Genomic DNA, 20,998 nt, shown 5'->3' with positions numbered 1-20,998 from the left:
GGTGGCGAGTCTGGGTGACCTCATGGTCCGGATCGGCGTGGACGCCGACCAGGTGGGGCGGGACCTTGAGCGCACGCAGGGGTTCTTCGAGCGGCACGGGCAGAAGCTGGCCGTGGCCGGGGCGGCGATCGGGGCGGGGGCCGCCGCCGCGATCGGCGTCGGCGTCACCGCCGCGCTGGAGAAGGAGCGCCTGGGCGACAAGCTCGCCGCGCAGCTCGGTGGGAGCGAGGCTGAGGCGCAGCGGCTCGGAAAGGCCGCTGGTGACCTGTATGCCCAGGGGCTGGGCTCTGGACTGGAGGAGGTCAACAACGCGATCCGGGGCGTAGTCACCAACATCGACGGGATGGCGGCGGCGAGCGAGGCCGACTTGAAGGCCGTCACCGGCAGCGTCGTCAATCTCGGCACGGCCTTTGGCGAGGACGTGGGTGAGGTGTCCCGCGCCGTCGGCAAGATGATCAAGACGGGGCTCGCCAAGGACGCCACGGAGGCCCTGGACATCCTGACGGTCGGGTTCCAGTCGGGGGCGAACGAGGCAGCCGACCTTCTCGACACGTTCACCGAGTACTCCACCCAGTTCCGGAACATGGGGCTGGACGGACAGACCGCGATGGGCCTGTTGTCGCAAGGGCTCAAGGCCGGTGCCCGCGACGCCGACGTCGTCGCCGACGCCATCAAGGAGTTCTCGATCGAGGCCGTCGCCGGGTCCGACAAGATCCGCGACGCCTACGACGAACTCGGGCTGAACGCCGACAAGATGTTCGCCGCGCTCGGCAAGGGCGGCCCCGAAGCCGCCCAAGCCCTCGACCTCACGCTGGACAAGCTCCGCGCGATCCAGGACCCGGTGAAGCGGAACGCCATGGCCGTCGAGCTGTTCGGCACCAAAGCCGAAGACCTCGGTGACTCCTTGTACGCGCTCGACCCGTCGTCGGCCGTGTCCGCGCTCGGCGACGTCGAAGGCGCCGCACAGCGCATGGGCGACACCCTCAACGACAACGCCGCCACCGGCATCGAGTCCTGGAAGCGCAAGACGGAGTCCGCGATGGCCTCGCTCGTCGGCGCGCCCGGCGTGCTCGGCGACACCGCCCAGGCCGCTACCGGCATGGCCCAGGCCCTCGCCCCGGCCGCCTCGGGACTCGGCGGCCTGGCCATGGCCGCCATCGCCGGGGCCCAACTGCTCCCCGCGATGGCACGCGGCGCGGCGATGGCGGCGACCGCCGTCGCGTCCGGCACGGCGTCGATGGTCGCCAGCATGGCGCGGACGAGCGCCGCCATGACCGTGACGTCCGCCCGCTACGTCGCGGGGTGGGTGGTCATGGGCACGCAATCGACGCTCGCCGCCGGGCGGGTGGCGTTGGCCTGGCTCATCGCCATGGGACCCGCCGCCCTCGTCATCGCCGCCGTCCTCGCCCTGGTCGCCCTGGTCGCCCTGAACTGGGACAAGGTCAAGACCTACACCGGGGCGACGTGGAACTGGGTCACCAACAAGACCGCCGCCGCGTGGGAGGCCATCCGCGCCGTGTTCGTGCGCGTCCTCCGGTTCCTCGCCAACCTCTTCTTGAACTTTACCGGGCCCGGCTTGATCATCAAGCATTGGACAACGGTCCGTAACGCCACGTCGAGCACGTGGGCCTGGGTGGTCGCTCGCGTCCAGACGGCGGTGCGGGGCACGCTGGCCGCTGTCGGCTGGATCGCGGCCCTGCCCGGCCGGGTGGCCGGGTGGTTCGGACGCGTCCGAGACGCCGCCGTCAGCCGGGCCCAGAACCTCGTCGCGTGGCTGCGCGGCCTGCCCGGCCGCATCCTGGCCGCGCTCGGGCGGCTCAACATGTTGCTGTACAACGCCGGGCGGAACGTGATCACGGGCCTGATCAACGGCATCACGTCCATGATCGGCCGCGTGGGCTCAGCCATGTCCGGCATCGCCAGCCGGATCAGAAACTTCCTTCCTTTCTCCCCGGCGAAGGAGGGCCCGTTGAGCGGGAAGGGCTCTCCAGACCTGGCGGGCGCGAAGATCGGCGGGATGCTCGCCGACGGCATCACCTCGTCGGCCACCCTCGTCCGAGGCGCGTCCATGCAACTCGCCGCCGCCGCCGCGCCCCCGAACATGTTCACCAGGGGCGTCTCTCCGGCCAAGCCGAAGCTCGCCGGGGCGACCGCGCCCGCCAGCCCGAACACGTCGGTCGGGTCGGCGTGGGCGTACTCGCCCGCCCCCGCTGCCCGCGAGAAGACCGTGATCGAGATCCGGGGGGACGGGTCCCGGTACGGGGACCTGCTGGTTGAGGAGCTGCGCCACCGGATCGCCGTCAAGGGCGGCGATGTCCAGCTCGTGCTCGGCTCCAGGCTCGCGAGAGGGTCCGCCCGATGAGTGTCGATCCGCGTACCGAGCTGTCCCTCGACGGGACCACCTGGACCGACGTCACGGGGTGGGTGCGTGAGGACACGCCCGTCGAGATCGGTGGGCGGGGGCGGACGTCCGAACAGTCCGCGACCCTGGAACCCACGTCATTGACGTTGACGCTCGACAACCGGGACGGCCGGTTCTCCCCCCGCAACCCGCGCGGCCCCTGGTATGGGCAGATCGGCCGCAACACCCCCATCCGGGTCTCCGTCCCGGCCGGGGAGACGTACGCGCTGCTGCCCGGCGACGCCGAAGCGTCCCTCCTCGCGCCCTACGACCCGTCCGTGGCGCTGACGGGCGATCTGGACATGCGGATCGACCTGGACGCCGAGTCCTGGCGGACCCCGTGCGTGCTGGCCTCCCGCTGGTCGGCCGGGACCGGCGACCGGTCGTGGCTGTGGACGCTGCACGGCACCGGGCGGCTCCGGTTCTTCTGGACGCCGGACGGCGGCACCGGCAATATCGGCGTCGCCTCCTCCACCACCCACATCCCCGCTACCGGCGGGCGGCTGTGCCTGCGCGTGACGCTGGACGTGGACAACGGGGCGGGCGGCAGTGTCGTCACCTTCCACACCGGCCCCACCATCGGCGGCCCGTGGACCGTGCTCGGCGACTCGATCACGCTCGGCGCGACCACCAGCGTCCACGCCGGGAACGCCGACCTCGAAGCGTGCTCCGCGCTGTCGATCGGGGGCGACTCGGTCGAGACGCTGCTACCGGCGTGCGGGCGGCTGCACGGGTTCCAGTTGCGCGACGGCATCGGCGGTTCTCTCGCCGCCGACCTCGACGTGTCGGCGGCCGCCCCCGGCGACGGCGCGATCGTGGACGGGGCGGGGTTGACGTGGGTGGTCATGCCTCCGGCCGAGGTCACCGATAGGGACTACCGTGCCCACGCCGAGGTGTCCTCATGGGCGCCGCGCTGGGCCCCGGCCTCGCCGGACGTTCGCGCCCAGGTGGAGGCCGCCGGGATCACCCGGCGGCTCGGCCAAGGCGACGCGCCCGTCGCCTCCACCCTCAAACACGCCCTACTGCAACAGGGCGACCTGGTGGCGTACTGGCCGTGCGAGGACGGCCAGGACTCCACCCAGATCGCCTCCGCGATCGAGGGACACCCCGCGATGGCCGTCACGATCGAGCAGCCCGACTACGCGAACTTCGACGGCTTCGCGTGCTCGGACCCGCTACCGACCCTCACCGACAGCCAGTGGATGGGGACCGTCCCGGCCTACGACGCCTCGGGCGGCACGGCGCAACTGCGCTGGCTGTTCCACATCGACGCCGGAGTCGCCGGTGAACGCGTCATCACCCTGTACTTCACCGGCGGCAGCCTCCAGCGGGTCGCCGTCTTCTACGGCGGCACCGGCGGCGACCTGGCCATCCGCGCCCACACGTGGGACGGCACCCAAGTCCTGGACACCGGCTACATGGACTTCAACATCAACGACCGGCTGTCCCGCATGGCGTTGCAGGCCACCCAGATCGGCGCGGACGTCGAGTTCGCACTCGTCGCCCTGGACGTCGGGCAGACGGTCGGCCAGACGGCCACCGTCACCCTGAGCAGCCAGACGTTCGGCCGGGTGTCGGGCGTCGGCGTCAACGCCGGGGGCGGCCTGACCACCGGCACCGCCGTGTTCGGCCACATCAGCGTCCACAACCGCATCACGTCCATCTTCGACCTGCGCCGCCAGATGGACGCCTGGACCGGGGAACTGGCCGCGCACCGGATCATCCGGCTGTGCCGCGAGCAGGGCGTGCCCGTCGTAGTGCTCGGCAACCCCGATGGGACCGCCCCGATGGGACCGCAGCGGTCAGGCACACTCCTGGAACTGCTAGACGAGTGTGCGCGGGCTGACGGCGGCATCCTGTACGAGCCGCGCTGGAGGCTCGCCCTGGCCTACCGGACCCGCCAGGCCCTCTACAACCTCGACCCGACGCTGGAACTGGAGTTCGGGCAGGACCGCGAACTCGGCGAGCTCGCACCTGTGGACGACGACCAGGCCACCCGCAACGCCGTCACCATCACCCGCCAGGGCGGATCATCGGCCGTCGCCGAACTGGAGGCCGGGACGCTCTCGATCCAGCCGCCGCCGAACGGCGTCGGCAGGTACGAGACGAGCGAGACCGTCAACGTCCTCACCGACGACCAGCTCCGCGACATCGCGGGCTGGCGGCTGCATCTGGGCACGGTGGACGAGGCGCGCCACCCGTCCATCCCGCTCACGCTGTGGGACCACGCCTACACCACCCCCGCGCAGGTGGAGGCCGCCCGCCGCCTGGACGTCGGCGGACGCCTCACCATCACCTCGCCGCCACCGTGGCTACCGCCCGCCGCCATCGACCAGATGGCGGTAGGGCTGTCGGAGACCATCACCAGCCAGACCCACTACGGGCGCGTGGTCGGCGCGCCCTACGCGCCCTGGCGCGTCGCCACCGCCGACGACCCCGTTCTTGGACGCGCCGACACGTCGGGCTCTGAACTCGCCACGGACATCACCGCCAGCTCGACCACCTTCACCGTCGCGATCACCAGCGGCCCCGAATGGATCTGGGAACCCGCCACCGAGTTCCCGTTCGACATCCTCGTCGGCGGCGAGGTCATGCGCGTCACCGCCGTTGCCGGGCCCACCTGGACGTTCGAGACGGACACGCACGGATGGTCCGCCGCCGACTGCACCATCACCCGCTCCACCACCCGCGCCTGGACAGGCCCCGCGTCCGCGCTGCTCACCACCACCGGCACCCCCACCCAGAACTACGCCCGCCCCACCGGGACGCACCGCGCCCTGGTCACCCCCGGCACCGCCTACGCCACCTCGTTCCGGGCCTACAGCGTGGCCGGACACGGCACCGTGGCCGCCGCCATCGACTGGTTCACCGGCGCGGGCGGCTACATCACCACCTCCACCGCCACCAAGGCCCTGCCCGCCGCCACCTGGACCCACCACACCCTGACCAGCGTCGCCCCCGCGAACGCGGCGGCCGCCGGATACGGGCCCACCATCGGCGGCAGCCCCGGCGCCGGAACCGAGGTGTGGTTCGACCACGTCGAGTTCGGCCGGATCGAGCGGCAGATCTTCACCGTCCAGCGCGGCATCAACGGCATCACCAAACCCCACCCGGCCGGAACGCCGGTCCGCCTCGCCCAGCCCATGACCCTCGCCCTGTAGGAGGTGCCTTTTGCCGTACCCGAACTTCCGAGCGGGGCAGATCGTCACCGCCGCCCTGCTCAACGCGGGCAAGCCCGAGTACACGATGACGTCCGGCGACCAGGCGAACACCACGACCACCGTCGCCGACATCCTCGGGTTGGGATTCTGGGCGCTCGCGAACGCCCATTATCTGTGTGAGCTGTGGATCGCGTACGACGCGCCGACCGCGACCGACGCCAAGTTCCAGTGGTGGTCGGCGAACGGGGCGATGGAGCGGAACATCCTCGCCCTAGAGACCGGCACCACCACCAACGTCAACAGCAACATGATGGCGATCCGGCGCGGCCCCGGCACCGCCCAAGCGGTCGGCGGACCGGGCGGAACCGCCAACGGCTACTCGGTTTACCACGAGACGTCCATGCTCCACACGGCCGGGACGGACGGGTGGGTTACCGCCCAGTTCGCCGCGAACGCCTCCGGCACCGCCACCGTCCGCGACTCCAGCCTCCTCGTCTACACGAGGCTGGCATGACCACCCCCGATCCGCTCGGCGGCGTCCAGATCGGAGCGCGCGAGATCTACGACCGGCTCGGCGACGTGGACCGCAAGGTCGACCGCATGGACGGCAAGGTCGATCGGCTTACCGAGCAGTACACCGGTCTGCACGGCGACATGCGCCGTATGGACGAGCGGCAGGACCGGGCCGAGCAGGTGATGGCGACCCGCGCCGACCTGGCCGAGATCCGCGCCGACATGACCGCCGCCAAGACCCGCACCATCCAGACCGTCGCGGCGATCGTCGGAGGTGGCGGGCTGATCGCCGCCGTGGTCATGCCGCTCGTTGCGAAATGAGGAGCCCGTGAAGCTGATCACCCGCGCCCAGTGGGGCGCACGCGCGCCCCGCTCGGCGGCGTCCCACCTCGCCAGCACACGCGGGGTGAAGGTGCACTACACCGGCAGCCGGGTGGACCCGCGCCTCGCCACCGACCATGACCTGTGTTACGCGCTCGTCCGCCAGATCCAGAACGGCCACATGGACGACAACGGGTGGGCGGACATCGGGTACTCGTTCCTGTGCTGTCCGCACCGGTTCGTCTTCGAGGGGCGCGGCCTGCACAAGCTGCCCGCCGCCAACGGCCCGGGCCTGAACAGCGGGCACTACGCGGTGCTCGGCATGGTCGGCAACAGCGGGCTCGTCGTGCCGAACGACGAGATGCTGCACGGCATCCGCGACGCCATCGAGCACCTGCGCGCCAAGGGCGGCGCCGGAACCGAGATCAAGGGCCACCGCGACGGCTACGCGACGAGCTGCCCCGGCGGCCCCCTGTACGCGTGGGTGAAGGCCGGAGCACCCCGCCCCGACACCACCACCACGGAGGACGACGGCATGACTCCCGAACAGATCTACAAGGCCGTCTGGCAGCGGGACGCCATGCCTGCCCCGAACGGTGACCCCACCAACCCGACGTGGATGCCGTCGTCGGTGCTCACCGACGTGAACAAGAAGGTCCGCGCGCTCCAGACCGAGGTGTCGAGCCTCAAGTCGCAGCTCGCCACCACCAACGCCAAGCTCGACCAGGTCCTGGAACTCCTCAAGCCCGAAGGAAGCCCCTCGTGATCGACTCCGTGATCCGGACCGTGTCCGCGATCGTCATCGCCCACCTGCTGACCCTCGCCGCCAAGGCCGGGATCACCCTGGACTCGGCGGCGGTGGAGATCGTCGTCACCGCCACGGTCGGCGGCACCGCCTACTGGGTGATCCGCTGGGCCGAGAGCCGCTGGCCGGTCATCGGCCGGTGGCTGCTCGGTCTCGGGATCGTGGACACCCAGCCCGTCTACCGGCCGACCGAGAGCGCACCGCCGCGCGGCTACGACGCCCGGTAGCCCGCACAGCACGCCGCCCCCGCACCTCTCCGGAGGTCGGGGGCGGCTCTTTCACGTCCCTACCGGGCCTCGCCAGCCAGGATGCGGCCCCACGCGTCCCGCGCCTGCGCCCGGCGCGCCACCAGCCCCGAGGGATACATGGACACCCGGCCCGCGCGGTCATGCCGCATGACCCGGTACGCGCCCCCGACCATCGCCCACTCATACATCGCCCCGTCCCCGCACCGGGCACACGTGGACTCCACCACCCGCGCGGTACCACCCGGCCACGGCACCCACTCCAGGGGCTCCGCGTCGCCGCCGAGCGCGACATGCAGGCCGGTGCACTGACGGCGCGCCCTCACCGGCCCGCCCTCGCCCACACCACCAGGGCGACCATCAGGACCACCCACAACAGCACGGCGATGATCCCGGCCACGATCAGGTCCGTCACAGCCGCTCCACCGCCTCCACCGCCCCGCCGGTCACCGCGCAGCACGCCCGCCCGTCCAGCAGGTGCCACCACGCCGCTTCCACACTGCACAGGTAGCCATCCGCCGTGTGCCGATCCGCCCGCGACTCCGCCTCCAACTGACGGCGCAACCGACGGCGCGTGTCCTCCATCAACGTCGGCGAACACCCCGCCCGCGTCTGACGCAGGTTCAGGTCCGCGCGGCGGGACGCCATCCACGCCCCACCCGACGCCCGCCACACGTTCCACGCGGGGTATTCCTCCCGCAGCTCCGCCAGTTCGGCGGCCTCCCGCTCCGTCTGCGTGTATGTCACCACGCCTCCCTTCGTCGTGACGACAGGGAAGCGTGGAAATCGCACCCGAGGGGACACGGTTCGTGTCCCCTTGGTCACACGAGCAGACCGACCCGATCAGCGAGAACGCGAGCGTCCCCCCTGAGATGGAGCGGGCCTTCGGCCAGATCGCGGATCATACGGTGGGCGTACCCGTTGAACCGGACCGTCTCGGGGGCCGTGGCGAACGCGGTACGCAAGGTGGCGAGAGCATCGGCAGAGTCCCCGCCGATCTGGTGTGCGCGCGCCATCTCGACCAGGTGCCTGGCCTGGCGTGGCGCTGACGGAATAGCGGTGTTCGCGGCGCGGCGCGTCTGCTGGGCGGCCTCGGACTTCTGCCGGAGTTCGACCGCGACGGTTACCGCATGCGCGGGCATCACCGCGCGGCCGAACGAGGTCATCGGATCGTAATGGCCAGCAGGCAGACGCGACGCCACCGCGTCGGCTTTCTCCCACCACCGCCAAGCCGTGCCGCGCTCACCCGCCCGCGCCGCCGTGTACGCGGCAGCGAAGTGCAGCCCACCCCACGCGCCGACAAGGCCATCGCCCGCACCGTCGAGATGCGGCGCGACCTGCTCGATAGCGCGACGAGCGACGGATTCCGCCGCGTCGAAGTCTCCGATATCGCGATGTGCCTCGACCAGCAGCCATGCCGAATCTGCGAGCGCCTTCGGGTCTTCGGACTCCTCCGCCGCCATCAAGCCCCGCTCGGCGACCCGCCACAGCAACCCCGTATCGGGCTGGTACGCGGTGAAGAACTGCGCGAGGTGATAGATCCCCGCCAAGGTCGCGAGTGCTTCCCGCCGCTCATCGCCGCGACGCGCGCGCACGGTGGCCTTCCCGCCGCGGATCAGGCCCGGCAGCAGTTCACCGATCACGGTCCGATGATCCGGTGCCGCGTGCCGCGCCCGCCAGGCCGCCGCGAGCCGGGCCCGAAGTGATGCGACCGACTGCGCTTCGACGTCGGCGCTACTCCCGACCTCGTTGACGGCATCCCGGACAGCGGAAAGGGCCGGATGGCCCGGCCCCCGAAACATGTTCGTCGGCATCGACTGCCCGCCCGTCAACTCCGAGAGGTCCCGGATTTTCAGAACTTCGGCGATGCTCACCAACACGGGCAGGCGCGGCGTCTGGATCTGGCCGGATTCCACCGCCTTCACCCACCGCCCCGACTTACCCACGAGCCCGCCGAGAACATCGCGCGTCATCCCCCGGCGCATCCGGAAGAACTTGATGCGCTCCCCAGTGGACAGGCCCGGCTCTACCGGACCAGTGCTACCTTGATGCATAGTCCCGCACCTTCCTTTGAAGCCTCGACAACTCCAAAGGTAAGGGCGGGACTTCGCCGTTCACAGCGAATCCCGCCGCGAACTTGCGCCAGCCGCGCGACCTGACCGAACTACTGCCGCGAGCGGTGGGGGTTCTCGGACCGGCGCGCCTCACAGTTCATCGAGGCCGCGTCGGTGGTCCCCAAAATTTTGGGGACCGGTCTCCCCGCCCCCTCGAACGAGGGTCAGGCCCGCGAACTCGCCCGGGTCCCCGAGCCGGAGCGCGCCGACGTGTGAAGTTCGGGGTAATAATATGACCGCGCATCCCACACCCCATCTGACCAGGCTTTTTACTGCCGTACCGAAAAGCCTGGCCCGCGCGCGCATGAGCCGCTACGAGGGAGGCATTCAGGCTGAAGGTCTCCTTGCCCGCGTGACCCAGGCATCGCGGCGCCCCCGAAGGGTGCCGCGATGTCCTCAGCCCCCATGGGCGCGGGCGGCACTCCAGTTGTTCCGCGCGGGAGAACTGGGCACCCTCACCCTCGCGCGCGCGGACGGCACGCAATACCCCGCGAGAGGGTATTGACCTGGCCTCCTCCTCCGGGCCGCCTCGACGTCCCCCATTCCCCCGTACGCGCGGGTAGCGCGGGCCGCCAGGGGTGCGCACTTTGCGCGTACCCCTCAGCCCCCATACGCGCGGGCGGCACATCGCGGCATTCATGTTGAATGCCGCGAACTCCCCTCAGCCCCCATACGCGCGGGCGGCACCTTTCGCGGGCAGGAACGCGATGAGGGGTACACGCTGTCGTGTACCCCTCGTCTTCCTCGTCGGCTACCCCGCCGCCAGGGCCTTGCGCACCCTGTACCGGGTCACCCCGAACTCCTCAGCGATTGCCCGGATCGACCGCCCCGCCGACCTGGCCGAAACGATGGCCGAATCCAGGTCGGCCACCAAGGGCTGACCAGGCGGGCCGATGACGGCCGGGTGGCTGAGTGCGTGGTCGGCCGGGACCGTGATCGAGCGAGTGGAACCAGGGGCGTCCACACTGTGGACCCCCTCCCCCTCGCCAGGTCCCGCGAGGACCTCGCGGTTCGCGCCCGTCAGCCTGACGGCCGCAGCCGGGGTACCCACGATCCGGGTACCCTTCGCTCCCTCCGCGACGACCCGGGAGACCGACCGCCAGACCTCCGCCCACTCCCGACTTTCCTCACGCCCGACCGTGTGTGACGAAACTCCGCCGCGCCGGATCATCCCCATCAGCAGCTCGTGGGCGAGGACAAGCGCGACAGCGGGCCACCCGGCCACCGCAGCCCCCACAGGGCCGTGATCGAGCCCGTGAAGCACGTTCACCGCCCCCGTCGCCCCGATGCCCAACCCGAGCGCCAGCCACGCCAGGAACGGCGCACGAGACCCACGCCGGGCCGCGTCCAGCATCACCAGACCCGGCACGAACACCAGCCCGTCGATCGTCAACGGCGTCAACCGCGCCGTCCAACCATCCTGCCCGTGCTCCGACGCGATGGCGTAGGCGTGCTGGTAGGACACCACCGCCGCGATCACCGCCAAGGCGACCACCGTCACGGCCGCCAGCGCCCGGATCGCCCTGTCCGCCCGGCTCATCGGTCAGCCTCCGCCCGCAGCGTCCGCAGCACCGCCCGCGCCAGCGCCTCCGCCACGTCCAGGCACTCGGCCGCCAGCTCGACGTCGGCGTCGCCGATCTCGACGTGCCGGGCCAGCAGCACCCGAGCCAGCTCCGCCGCCTCATACAGCGGCAGCACGAGCACCGGCGCCGTCGTCGGCAGGCCCAGCGCCTCACCCAGCCGCGCCCACCGCACCGCGACCATCGACATCCCCTCGCGCTCGACCATGAACCGCATCTCGGCCGCGTACACCCCGACCGGGGCCGGGTCGTCCCACTCGGGGATCGCGTGGGAGTCGTGCAGCACCGGGGCGGGCGCGGGCAGGGGGTACTCGCCCCGGATCGCCGCAGCGAGGGGGCCGGGGCGCAGGACGGTCCGGCCCTGGTCCCACGCCGCCGCGTCCACGATCCGGCCGTCGGGCAGCTCGACCACCGGGGAGGCGGCCTCCGGGAAGACGCACGCCCGGCACGCGAACACCTGCCCACCGTCCACCACGCCCACCGGCAGGGCCGGGGCCGGGTCGGCCGCGTGGTCCCGACGGCAGACGACGCACGCCAGGCCGTCACGCTGGGACTGGTCGAGCTTCGCGGCGTCGAAGGGCACGCCGAAGCTAAGATCTGACACTGGGTCCTCGCCTTGTCTTGAAGGTGTGGATCAAGGCCCTGGACTGGTGCTGCAACACCGTCCGGGGCCGCTTTCTGTATTACACTTAAGCAGGGTGGTAGCGTCCCGTCAAGGAGCTTGGCTAAGATTCTTGTATGACAGAAAAGCCCAAGATCGGTAGGCCAGCCACGGGCAAGACGCCCGTCCGGAGTGTTCGGGTCCCCGACACCATCTGGGGCCCGGCAGTCGAGAAGGCATCTGCCGAGGGCAAGACCATCACTGAGGTGATCACGGAGTCTCTACGGCGCTACGTCGCGCGGAAGCGGTGATCTGGTGGTCAAGGATAACGACAAGCACAGCGGACATGAACGACCTGGTAGGGAGCCTGCTAGCGCAACGGTTAGCCAAGCCGTAACCACGTGGTACCTGGAGCAGACCTCGTTGGACGACCTGCGGCCGGGCAGGGTCGCGCCGATCGACGTGGTCAGGGCGGAGGTGCCGAGTCCGGAGCTGAGCCGCTACCTGTACTTCGGCGTGGGCGGTGACCACCTGTGGTCGGACCGGCTGCCCTGGTCGTACGAGCACTGGGAGCACTGGCTGGCCAGGCCCGGCGTCGAGACGTGGATCGCCTGGGATCGCGGCACGCCCGCCGGGTACGCCGAGTTCACGCCTGGGGCTGACGGCGACGTCGAGATCATCTGCTTTGGTCTGCTGCCTGCTTTCACCGGGCGGGGTTTGGGCGGTCATCTGCTCACGGAAGCCGTCCGTCGGGCCTGGACGCTGGGCGAGCGCCACCCGCTCCCGCCGACCTCGCGGGTCTGGCTTCACACCTGCTCCCTCGACGGCCCGGCCGCCCTGCCCAACTACGAGGCGCGCGGCTTCCGCGTCTACGACACCAGGAAGACCGTCGAGCAGGTCTGGGCCAAGCCTCTAGGCCCGTGGCCGGGCTCCCGCCGCTGATCAGCGGCGGGGTTGTGGGCGGGGCCCGGTGGGGGTTTGACTGGAGGGATGGGGTGGGCGTTCCTGGCCGGGGTGGTCCCGGTGCTGGCGTTTCCCGGGGTCGGGCTGTGGTGGCTCGCCTGGGCGGCGGTGGTGCCGGGGGTGCTCTGGGCGCGGCGGGCGGACGACGTCAGGGGGGCGCTGCGGCGGGGGTGGGCGTTCGGGGCCGGGTACATCGGCGCGGCGATGTACTGGACGGCGCCCAACATCGGGCCCGCGCTGCTGCTGGTGGCCGTCGGGTTCGGGGCGCTGTGGGCGCCGTTCGGGGTCGCCGCGCGGGTGTGCCGTGGCTGGGACGGGGTGCTGGTGCTGCCCGCGGTGTGGGTGGCGGGCGAGTACCTGCGGTCCTGGCACCCGTTCGGCGGGCCGTGGGCGGTCTACGGGGCGACGCAGTGGGAGAGCCCCGAGGTGCTGCGGCTGGCGGCGGTCGGCGGGGTCTGGCTCGTCTCGTTCGTCCTCGTCGCCGTCAACGCCGCCCTGGCGCTCCTGATCACGCGCCTCGCGGCCGCACGCGTCCGGGCGGCGCCGGAGCGTGGACGGGGACTGCTCGGCCGCGCAAAGTGGTGGCACGGGCTGGCCGGGGTCGCGGCGGTCGGGGCGGCCGTGGCGGGAGTGGCCGGGTTGACGCGCGGGGCGGGGGAGGCGCGCGAGGAGATGACGCTGGCGCTGGTCCAGCCGGGGGTGGTGACGGGGCCGGAAGTCCGGTTCGCGGAGAACGAGCGGCTCTCCCGGACGGTCGAGGGCGCCGACCTGATCGTCTGGGGGGAGAGTTCGGTGGGCTTCGATCTGAGGTCGCGCCCGGACCTGCGGGAGCGGATCGCCGACCTCGGGACGGTCCTGGTCAACGAGGACGCCAGGACGCCCTCGGGGCGGATCTCCAAATCGTCGGTGCTCTACCGGGACGGAACCGAGGCCGACAGGTACGTCAAGATGAGACTCGTCCCGTTCGGGGAGTACATCCCGCTCCGTCCGCTCTTCGGGTGGCTCGCGGCGATCAGCGGGGCCGCCGCCGAGGACCGCGTGCCCGGCGACGGGCCCGCCGTGTTCGACGTGCACGGTGTCCGGATCACCCCGCTCGTCTGCTTCGAGTCGGCCTTCCCCGATCTGGGCAGGGTCGCCGTCGCGGACGGGGCGCGGCTGATCGTCGTCCAGTCCGCCACCTCGACGTTCCAGGAGAGCTGGGCGCCCGCGCAGCACGCCTCGCTCGCCGCCGTCCGGGCCGCCGAGACCGGCCGTCCCGTCGTACAGGCGGCGCTCACCGGGGTGACGGCTGCCTTCGGCCCGCGCGGGGAACTCCTCGCCTGGCACGGCACCGACGAGACAGGCGTGTTCCCCGTCGTCGTCCCCCTACCGGACGCCGACGCGCGCACCCCCTTCACCCGGATCGGAGACCTCATCCCTCTGACCTGCCTCCTTATCGTCGTCTCCCTGCGCTCCCGCACCTGGCCGGGACCGGGTGAGAAATGGGTGAGAGCGCGCTGAGAATGCCCGGCGTTCACCGGGACGGCCGCGCGCGGTGGCTACCGTGAGGGCATGACCTCTCCCGACGAGCCGCGCGCCCACATCCTCGTCGTCGACGACGAGCCCGCCGTCCGCGAGTCGCTCACCAGCAGCCTCGTCTTCGAGGGCTACCGGGTGAGCGAGGCGGGCGACGGCGTGGACGCGCTGGAGTCGGCCGAGAAGGCGCGGCCCGACCTGATCATCCTCGACGTGCTCATGCCCCGCATGGACGGTCTCACCGCCTGCCGAAGGCTCCGCACCGGAGGCGACGGCACCCCGGTGCTCATGCTCACGGCCCGCGACATGGTCGGCGACCGCGTCACCGGCCTGGACGCCGGGGCCGACGACTACCTGGTGAAGCCGTTCGAGCTGGACGAGCTGCTCGCCCGGGTCCGCGCGCTCCTGCGCCGCAGCGCCATGACGTCCCCCGCCAAGCCCGGCGAGGAACCCGCTGACGAGGTCCTGGAGTTCGCCGGTTTGCGGATGAACACGCTCACCCGAGAGGTGACCCGTGAAGGCAGGCCGCTGGAGCTGACCCGCACGGAGTACATGCTCCTGGAGATGTTCATGGCGCACCCCCGCCAGGTCCTGACCCGCGAGCAGATCCTGGAGACCGTCTGGGGCTTCGACTTCGAACCCGCCTCCAACTCCCTCGACGTCTACGTGATGTACCTGCGCCGGAAGACCGAGATAGACGGGCTGCCCAGGCTCGTCCACACGGTGCGCGGCGTGGGTTACGTGCTGCGCGCGGGATCATGAGGCGGCTCCCGCTGCGCGGCAGGATCGCCCTGCTGGCCGCCGCGGCGGTGGCCGTCGCGGTCGCCGCCTGCGCGCTGGCGAGCTGGTTCCTCGTCCGCGACGCGCTGTACGCCCAGCTCGACAAGCAGCTGACCGTCCAGGCCGGACGCCCCGGGCCGGGCCCCGGTGGCGACTGGATCAGGTTCGAGATCGCCAACGCCGTCGAGCACTGCGCGGCCGAGGCCACCAACGCCGATCCGAACGCGCCGAGCCCCTACGGCCGCATCCGGCCGCCCAGTGAGCGCCTCCAGCAGGTCGTGCTGCCCGACAGCAGGGTCTGCACGATCGTGAACCAGGGCGTCATGCCCGTCTCCGAGGCCGATCTCGCCGTGGTGCGCGGCAACCGCGACCTCGTCTTCCACGACGGCTCCGGCACCGACGCCGACGGCGCCCGGGTGAACGTCAGGATCCTCACCCATGTCGCCTACATAGGCGAGAACGACGAGCGGATCACCGTGATGACGGCGCTGCCGCTCGGCCAGGTCACCGACCCGCTCGGCGACCTCGCCCTCACCCTCCTCCTCGTCTCCGTGGGCGGCATCCTCGGATCGGCTGTCGCGGGCCTGCTCATCGCGCGCGCCTCCCTGCGGCCGGTGGACCGGCTGACGGAAGCCGTCGAGGAGGTCGCCAGGACAGAGGACCTGTCCGTCCGCATCCCCGAGGAGGGCAGCGACGAGATCGCCCGCCTCGGCCGCTCCTTCAACACGATGACGGCGGCGCTCGCCGCGTCCCAGGAACGCCAGCGCGCCCTCGTCGCCGACGCCGGGCACGAGCTGCGCACCCCGCTGACGAGCATGCGCACCAACATCGACCTGCTCATCCGCAGCGAGGAGACGGGCCGCGACCTGCCACCCGAGACCAAGGCCCGCCTCCTGGACAGCGTCCGCGCCCAGATGCGCGAGCTGACCACGCTCATCGGCGACCTCCTCCAGCTCGGCAGCCCCGCCGCCAAGCCCCGCCAGCACACCGAGGTCGCCTTCCACGAGGTCGTCCAGCGCGCGGTGGACCGGGCGAAGCTGCGCGGCCCGGGGCTCACCGTGACGGCCGACCTGACGCCCTGGTGGGTCGAAGGCGACCCCGACAGCCTGGAGCGCGCCGTCGTCAACCTGTGCGACAACGCCGTGAAGTTCAGCCCGTCCGGCGGAACCGTCGAGGTGACGCTCGCGGACGGCGTCCTGCGCGTCCGCGACCACGGGCCCGGCGTCGCCGAGGAGGAGCTCCCGTACGTCTTCGAGCGGTTCTGGCGGTCGCCGTCGGCGCGCAGCCTGCCCGGATCGGGGCTCGGCCTGTCGATCGTCGCCCAGGTCGTCCGGGAGGCCGGGGGCGAGGTGACGCTGGAGGCGGCCCCCGGCGGGGGCGCCATCGCGCGCCTGAGCCTGCCGGGGACGCCCGCCCGCCGCTGACCCCGGCGCACTCTCATCCGGGCTTCACGCGCCGATCAGGGGCCTCCCAGCCCCACCCGGCATCGTCGCCGGCATGAGTACGACCACCGACCTCCCCGGCGCCCCGTCCGACACGGCCGAGACGCGGCGCCTCGCGAAACTCGTCGAGATCGTCGTTCCCGTGCACAACGAGGAGCACGTCCTCGAAGCCAGCGTCCGCAGGCTGCACGGCTACCTCACCGCGACGTTCCCCTACGCGTTCCGCATCATCATCGCCGACAACGCCAGCACCGACCGCACCAGCGACGTCGCGGGGCGGCTCGCCGAAGAGCTCCCACACGTCCGCGCGCTCAGGCTCGACCGCAAGGGTCGCGGTCTCGCCCTACGGCACGTGTGGGGCGCGAGCGACGCCGACGTCGTCGCCTACATGGACGTGGACCTGTCCACCCGCCTCGAAGGGTTCCTCCCGCTCGTCGCGCCCCTGCTGTCCGGCCACTCCGACCTGGCCATCGGCAGCCGCCTCACCCGACAGGCCACCGTCGTGCGCGGTGCGAAACGGGAGTTCGTGTCGCGCTGCTACAACCTGCTGTTGCGCGCCACCCTCGCGGCCCGCTTCTCCGACGCCCAGTGCGGCTTCAAGGCGGCCCGCGCGGAGGTCGCCCAGGCGCTTCTGCCCCAGGTAGAGGACGACGCCTGGTTCTTCGACACCGAGCTGCTGCTGCTCGCCCAACGCACCGGCCTGCGCATCCACGAGGTGCCCGTCGACTGGGTGGACGACCCCGACAGCCGGGTGGACGTCGCCCGCACCGCCCTCGACGACCTCAGGGGCATGGCCCGGGTCGCCCGGCGCATCGCGCGCGGCGACTTCCGCGCCGCCGGGGCCCGCCGCGCTGTAGCCGACCTGCCGGACGGCATGGCGAGGCGGCTTCCGCGCTTCGCCCTCGTCGGGATCGTCTGCACGGTCGCGCAGGCCGTCCTGTACGTCGCGCTCCGGACGGTGCTGCTCCCGTTCGTCGCCAACGCCCTCAGCCTTCTGCTGACGGCGGTCGCCAACACCGCGCTGAACCGGCGCTTCACGTTCGGCGTGACGGGCGGGGGCGGGGCCGTCAGGCACCAGCTCCAGGGCGGCACCGCCTTCCTCGTCGGGCTGTGCCTGTCGACCGGGGCGCTCGCCCTTCTGCACGGCCTGGCCGAACGGCCCTCGCGCGCGCTTGAACTCGTCGTGGTGGTCGCCGCGAACGGGCTGGCGACGCTTGTCCGGTTCCTGCTGTTGCGCGGCTGGGTGTTCCGCGCTCGCGTCCCCAAGGAGGCACTCCGATGACCGCCGTTCTCGACACCCCCGCACAGGCCACGGCTCCCGACGCCGCCCGTAAGGCGATCGTCCGGGTGTTCCTCGGTAGGCGGGACGATCCGGCCTGGGCCCGTCCCGCGCTGTGGGCGGTGCTCCTGCTCGCCGGGGCGCTCTACACGTGGAACCTCACGGCCTCCGGAGACGCCAACACGTACTACGCGGCGGCCGTCTACTCCGGGGCGCAGAGCTGGAAGGCGTGGTTCTTCGGGGCGCTGGACGCGGGCGCCTTCATCACCGTGGACAAGCCGCCGTTCGCGCTCTGGGTGATGGGGCTGTCCGCCCGGGTCTTCGGCTACTCGTCCTGGAGCATGCTGCTTCCGCAGGCGCTGGCCGGGGTCGCGGCTGTCGGCGTCCTGTACTCGTCCGTCCGGCGCGGCCTGATAGGACGGCTCGGGCCCGCCGGGGCGGCGGGCGGTGCCACGGTCGCGGCTCTTGTCCTCGCGCTCACGCCCATCACCGTGGCGATCAACCGGGACAACAACCCCGACACGCTCCTGGTGCTGCTCCTCGTCGCCGCCGCGTGGTGCTGCCAGCGCGCCGCCGCCACGGGACGGCTGCTTCCGCTGCTCGCCTGCGCGGCGCTCCTGGGGTGCGCGTTCAACACCAAGATGCTCCAGGCGTTCGTGCCGCTGCCCGCCTTCGCGCTCGGCTACCTGCTGCTGGCCGACGCCCCTCTGGGACGGCGTATGCGGAACCTGCTCCTCGCCGGAGTCGCGCTCGTCGTTTCGAGCGGCTGGTGGATGGGCGTCGTGGCGCTCGTGCCCGCCTCGGCCCGCCCCTACATCGGCGGCAGCACCGACAACACCGTCTGGGACCTCGTGATCGGCTACAACGGGCTCGGGCGCGTCTTCGGCGGCTCGGGCGGCGGGCCCGGCGGCGGGGGAGGCGCGAGCTTCGGCGGCGAGCCGGGCGCGCTGCGCCTGTTCAACACGACCATGGCCGGGCAGATCTCCTGGCTGCTGCCCGCCGCCGCGCTCCTCGCCGTCGCCGGACTCGCCGTCGTGGGCCGCGCCCCGCGCCCCGACCCGGCGCGCGCCCTCCTCGCCCTCTGGACGGGCTGGCTGCTGCTGCACCACGCGGTGTTCAGCTTCGCCGAAGGCACCTTCCACCCCTACTACACGACCGCGATGGCCCCCGCCGTCGCCGCCCTCGTCGGCGCCGGCGCCGCCCTGCTCTGGCGTGCCCGGGGCCCGCTGGCTCTGGTGCTTCCGCTGACGGCCGCCGTCACCGGCGCCTGGGCCTTCACCGTCCTCCGCCGCACCCCCGACTGGCACCCCTGGATCGCCTGGACGACCGCCGCCCTCACCGCCGCCGCCGTCCTCCTGCTTCTGTCCCGCGCCCTGAGACCCGCAGCCCACACCCTCACCGCGCTCGCCCTCACCGCCCTCCTGGCCTGCGGCCTCACCGGCCCCGCCGCCTACGCCCTCGCCGCCGCGAGCACCCCCGTCAACGGCACCAACCCCACCGCAGGCCCGTCCACCGGCCCCTCCGGCAGACCCAATGCCGCCGGATTCCCCGGCGCCCCGCCCCAGAACGACGGCACCGCACCGACCGCCCCCGACCAGCGCGACTCGAACACACCCGGCGGCTCGGATGCGCCCGGCGGTTCCAGTGCTCCGAGCGGCTCCGACGCGCCCGGCGGCCCGAGCACTTCCGGTGGTTCGGACATGCCCGGCGGTTCTGGCGCGCCGGGCGGTTCGAACGCCTCCGGTGGTTCGGCCGCGCCCGGTGGTTCGGGGCCCGGTGGCTTTGGTGGGCGGGGTGGGCCTGGGGGGAGGAGCGGGCTGGACGAGGAGACCGTGGCGTTCCTTGTGGCGAACCAGGGGAGTGCGTTGTGGCTCGTCGCCGTGTCGGACGCGCAGAGCGCGGCGTCGCTGATTCTGAAGACGGGGGAGCCGGTCATCTCGATGGGCGGGTTCACCGGGTCCGACGAGGCGATGAGCGTCGCGCGGCTCAAGGAGCTCGTCGCGTCCGGGAGGTTGAAGTACCTCGTTGTAGGCGGGCGCGGATTCGGCGGGCCCGGCGGCGGCGTAGGCGGCACCGACGAGGTGACGGCGTGGGTCCGGGAACACGGGACCGTGGTTGAGGGAGTGGGCGACGGATCGCTCTACGCCCTCACCACGGAAGCGACAGTCTCGTGAAATATCGGAAAACGTACACCATGCGGTGGCGAGGTGCGGATGACCATGCGAATCTCTGATATATGAGCATCATCCGGAGCATCGTGTTCGGTGACCCCGAGCAACCCCGGTGGGCGCGTCCGGTCCTGTGGGCGCTGCTCGCGCTCACCGTCCCGCTGTACGGGTGGGGCCTGTGGGCCGAGCCCGGCAGGCTGCCCGGCGCGGCGTTCGGCGTCGCCACGGTGGCCGTGCTCTACGGCGCGGTCCGTACGGCGTTCGGGTACGGCGCCGCGACCCTCGCCGCGCTCGTCCTGGCGCTGAGCCCCGTCGCGGCGGACGCGAGCCGCACCGACACCACGGGCGCGCTCGCCGTCCTGCTGTTCGTCGGCGGCGCCTGGGCCGTCACCCGCGCGCTGCCCGGCACCGCGCCGCTGGCGCCCCGCCTGGCCGGGCCGTTCCTCGTCGGCGCGGGCGTCGCCGTCCTGACGACCGGCGGCACGCCCTCGTCCGACGGCGCGCGCGGCCTCGGCTGGACCGTCGACGACGGCCTGGGCGGACAGCTCGCCTGGCTGCTCCCGTTCGCCGTGGTCTCCCTCGCCGTCGGCCTGTACATCGTGCGCGGCGACCGCGCGCGCACGGGCGCGCTCCTGCTGTGGGGCGGCTGGACGGTCGGGCTCTTCATCACGCTCAGCCTCGGCCTGGACGCCCTCCCCTACGCGCTGCTCGCCCCCGCCGTCGCCGCGCTCGCCGGAATAGGCGCCGCGCTCATGGGCCGCACCGGACGGCCCTGGCCCGCCGTGCTCGCGGTGTGCGTCGCGGGCACCGCCGTCCTCGCGTTCGTGCTGCTCGCCCGCACCCCCGACTTCCACCCGTGGCTGCGCTTCGCGCTGCTCGCCCTCGCCGCGGCCTCCGCCGCCCTGATGGCCCGCAAGCGCCTCGCCTGCGGCATGGCCACCCTCACCGGCCTCACCGCCGCCCTCGCCGGACCCGCCCTGTTCACCCTCGCCGTCGCGGGCATCATCACCCCCGCCTGAGCCCGCGCGCGGGGCGACGGCGCGCCCGGACCCGCGATACGGGACGCGGAGGGCCGCGCCGCTCTACGCTGGTGCCTCCCATTTCTCCCGG

18 protein-coding genes are annotated in these 20,998 nt (G+C 72.2%); 13 read left to right on the top strand and 5 right to left on the bottom strand.

Features of this window, described 5'->3' with window-relative positions; all coding sequences use genetic code 11:
• Position 1: 1 nt before the first annotated feature.
• Genes LO762_RS16415 through LO762_RS16390 form a run of 6 tightly spaced genes read left to right on the top strand, consistent with a single transcriptional unit; the run spans position 2 to position 7,428 of the window.
• Positions 2–2,362, top strand: a complete 2,361-nt coding sequence (locus LO762_RS16415; protein WP_230616078.1) for a phage tail tape measure protein — start codon at positions 2–4, stop codon at positions 2,360–2,362.
• Positions 2,359–5,562, top strand: coding sequence for a hypothetical protein (locus LO762_RS16410; RefSeq protein WP_230616076.1), 3,204 nt, complete (start codon positions 2,359–2,361; stop codon positions 5,560–5,562). The genes LO762_RS16415 and LO762_RS16410 overlap by 4 nt, the downstream gene beginning before the upstream one ends.
• Before the next feature lie 10 nt (positions 5,563–5,572).
• Positions 5,573–6,076 carry a hypothetical protein gene (locus tag LO762_RS16405; protein ID WP_230616074.1) on the top strand — a complete coding sequence of 168 codons (504 nt, stop codon included), beginning with the start codon at positions 5,573–5,575 and terminating at the stop codon, positions 6,074–6,076.
• Positions 6,073–6,396, top strand: coding sequence for a hypothetical protein (locus LO762_RS16400; protein WP_230616073.1), 324 nt, complete (start codon positions 6,073–6,075; stop codon positions 6,394–6,396). The genes LO762_RS16405 and LO762_RS16400 overlap by 4 nt, the downstream gene beginning before the upstream one ends.
• Positions 6,397–6,403: 7 nt before the next feature.
• A complete protein-coding gene (locus LO762_RS16395; protein WP_230616071.1) occupies positions 6,404–7,162 on the top strand; it encodes a hypothetical protein in 759 nt (252 codons plus the stop codon).
• On the top strand, positions 7,159–7,428 hold the full coding sequence (locus LO762_RS16390) for a hypothetical protein (RefSeq protein ID WP_230616069.1): 270 nt from the start codon (positions 7,159–7,161) through the stop codon (positions 7,426–7,428). Before LO762_RS16395 ends, LO762_RS16390 begins: the two co-directional genes overlap by 4 nt.
• Before the next feature lie 59 nt (positions 7,429–7,487).
• On the opposite strand, the gene LO762_RS16385 is transcribed toward LO762_RS16390, so the two are convergent.
• From LO762_RS16385 to LO762_RS16365, 5 genes are all read right to left on the bottom strand, one after another.
• Entirely contained in the window at positions 7,488–7,772 is a 285-nt protein-coding gene (locus tag LO762_RS16385) for a hypothetical protein (protein WP_230616067.1), read from the bottom strand.
• An 85-nt stretch (positions 7,773–7,857) separates the two neighbouring features.
• Positions 7,858–8,193: a hypothetical protein gene (locus LO762_RS16380; RefSeq protein WP_230616065.1), complete on the bottom strand. Its 336-nt coding sequence runs from the start codon at positions 8,191–8,193 to the stop codon at positions 7,858–7,860.
• A gap of 74 nt (positions 8,194–8,267) precedes the next feature.
• A complete protein-coding gene (locus tag LO762_RS16375; protein WP_230616063.1) occupies positions 8,268–9,500 on the bottom strand; it encodes a helix-turn-helix transcriptional regulator in 1,233 nt (410 codons plus the stop codon).
• A gap of 811 nt (positions 9,501–10,311) precedes the next feature.
• Complete coding sequence (locus tag LO762_RS16370; RefSeq protein ID WP_230616061.1) at positions 10,312–11,100, bottom strand: DUF2637 domain-containing protein; 789 nt, start codon at positions 11,098–11,100, stop codon at positions 10,312–10,314.
• Positions 11,097–11,744: a hypothetical protein gene (locus LO762_RS16365; RefSeq protein WP_230616059.1), complete on the bottom strand. Its 648-nt coding sequence runs from the start codon at positions 11,742–11,744 to the stop codon at positions 11,097–11,099. The genes LO762_RS16370 and LO762_RS16365 overlap by 4 nt, the downstream gene beginning before the upstream one ends.
• Positions 11,745–12,164: 420 nt before the next feature.
• Here LO762_RS16365 and LO762_RS16360 point away from each other — a divergent pair, with 420 nt between their 5' ends.
• The 7 genes from LO762_RS16360 (at position 12,165) to LO762_RS16330 (ending at position 20,907) form a co-directional block, all read left to right on the top strand.
• Positions 12,165–12,683 carry a GNAT family N-acetyltransferase gene (locus LO762_RS16360; RefSeq protein ID WP_230616057.1) on the top strand — a complete coding sequence of 173 codons (519 nt, stop codon included), beginning with the start codon at positions 12,165–12,167 and terminating at the stop codon, positions 12,681–12,683.
• A gap of 48 nt (positions 12,684–12,731) precedes the next feature.
• Positions 12,732–14,204, top strand: a complete 1,473-nt coding sequence (gene lnt / locus LO762_RS16355) for an apolipoprotein N-acyltransferase (RefSeq protein ID WP_230616055.1) — start codon at positions 12,732–12,734, stop codon at positions 14,202–14,204.
• 51 nt (positions 14,205–14,255) lie between these two features.
• The gene (locus LO762_RS16350) at positions 14,256–14,981 is read left to right on the top strand and encodes a response regulator transcription factor (protein ID WP_230616053.1); all 726 of its coding nucleotides are present in this window, start codon (positions 14,256–14,258) and stop codon (positions 14,979–14,981) included.
• Positions 14,978–16,423, top strand: coding sequence for a cell wall metabolism sensor histidine kinase WalK (locus tag LO762_RS16345; RefSeq protein ID WP_230616051.1), 1,446 nt, complete (start codon positions 14,978–14,980; stop codon positions 16,421–16,423). The genes LO762_RS16350 and LO762_RS16345 overlap by 4 nt, the downstream gene beginning before the upstream one ends.
• A gap of 73 nt (positions 16,424–16,496) precedes the next feature.
• The gene (locus LO762_RS16340; RefSeq protein ID WP_230616049.1) at positions 16,497–17,723 is read left to right on the top strand and encodes a bifunctional glycosyltransferase family 2/GtrA family protein; all 1,227 of its coding nucleotides are present in this window, start codon (positions 16,497–16,499) and stop codon (positions 17,721–17,723) included.
• Positions 17,720–19,894 (top strand): glycosyltransferase family 39 protein, encoded by a 2,175-nt coding sequence (locus LO762_RS16335; RefSeq protein ID WP_230616047.1) that lies wholly within the window; start codon positions 17,720–17,722, stop codon positions 19,892–19,894. The genes LO762_RS16340 and LO762_RS16335 overlap by 4 nt, the downstream gene beginning before the upstream one ends.
• A gap of 62 nt (positions 19,895–19,956) precedes the next feature.
• Entirely contained in the window at positions 19,957–20,907 is a 951-nt protein-coding gene (locus LO762_RS16330; protein WP_230616045.1) for a glycosyltransferase family 39 protein, read from the top strand.
• The last annotated feature ends 91 nt before the right edge of the window (positions 20,908–20,998 follow it).

Origin of the sequence: Actinocorallia sp. API 0066, from assembly GCF_020991275.1 — a bacterium.
In the GTDB taxonomy this organism is placed as follows: Bacteria; Actinomycetota; Actinomycetes; order Streptosporangiales; family Streptosporangiaceae; genus Actinocorallia.
This window is presented reverse-complemented; position numbering and strand designations above follow the sequence as displayed.

What these genes read in the sequence shown, in the direction of transcription:
- lnt (WP_230616055.1), top strand. Translation starts at nt 12,732, where the DNA reads ATGGGGTGGGCGTTCCTGGCCGGGGTGGTCCCGGTGCTGGCGTTTCCC.
- LO762_RS16340 (WP_230616049.1), top strand. Translation starts at nt 16,497, where the DNA reads ATGAGTACGACCACCGACCTCCCCGGCGCCCCGTCCGACACGGCCGAG.
- LO762_RS16410 (WP_230616076.1), top strand. Translation starts at nt 2,359, where the DNA reads ATGAGTGTCGATCCGCGTACCGAGCTGTCCCTCGACGGGACCACCTGG.
- LO762_RS16350 (WP_230616053.1), top strand. Translation starts at nt 14,256, where the DNA reads ATGACCTCTCCCGACGAGCCGCGCGCCCACATCCTCGTCGTCGACGAC.
- LO762_RS16345 (WP_230616051.1), top strand. Translation starts at nt 14,978, where the DNA reads ATGAGGCGGCTCCCGCTGCGCGGCAGGATCGCCCTGCTGGCCGCCGCG.
- LO762_RS16375 (WP_230616063.1), bottom strand. Translation starts at nt 9,500, where the DNA reads ATGCATCAAGGTAGCACTGGTCCGGTAGAGCCGGGCCTGTCCACTGGG.
- LO762_RS16330 (WP_230616045.1), top strand. Translation starts at nt 19,957, where the DNA reads ATGAGCATCATCCGGAGCATCGTGTTCGGTGACCCCGAGCAACCCCGG.
- LO762_RS16400 (WP_230616073.1), top strand. Translation starts at nt 6,073, where the DNA reads ATGACCACCCCCGATCCGCTCGGCGGCGTCCAGATCGGAGCGCGCGAG.
- LO762_RS16335 (WP_230616047.1), top strand. Translation starts at nt 17,720, where the DNA reads ATGACCGCCGTTCTCGACACCCCCGCACAGGCCACGGCTCCCGACGCC.
- LO762_RS16370 (WP_230616061.1), bottom strand. Translation starts at nt 11,100, where the DNA reads ATGAGCCGGGCGGACAGGGCGATCCGGGCGCTGGCGGCCGTGACGGTG.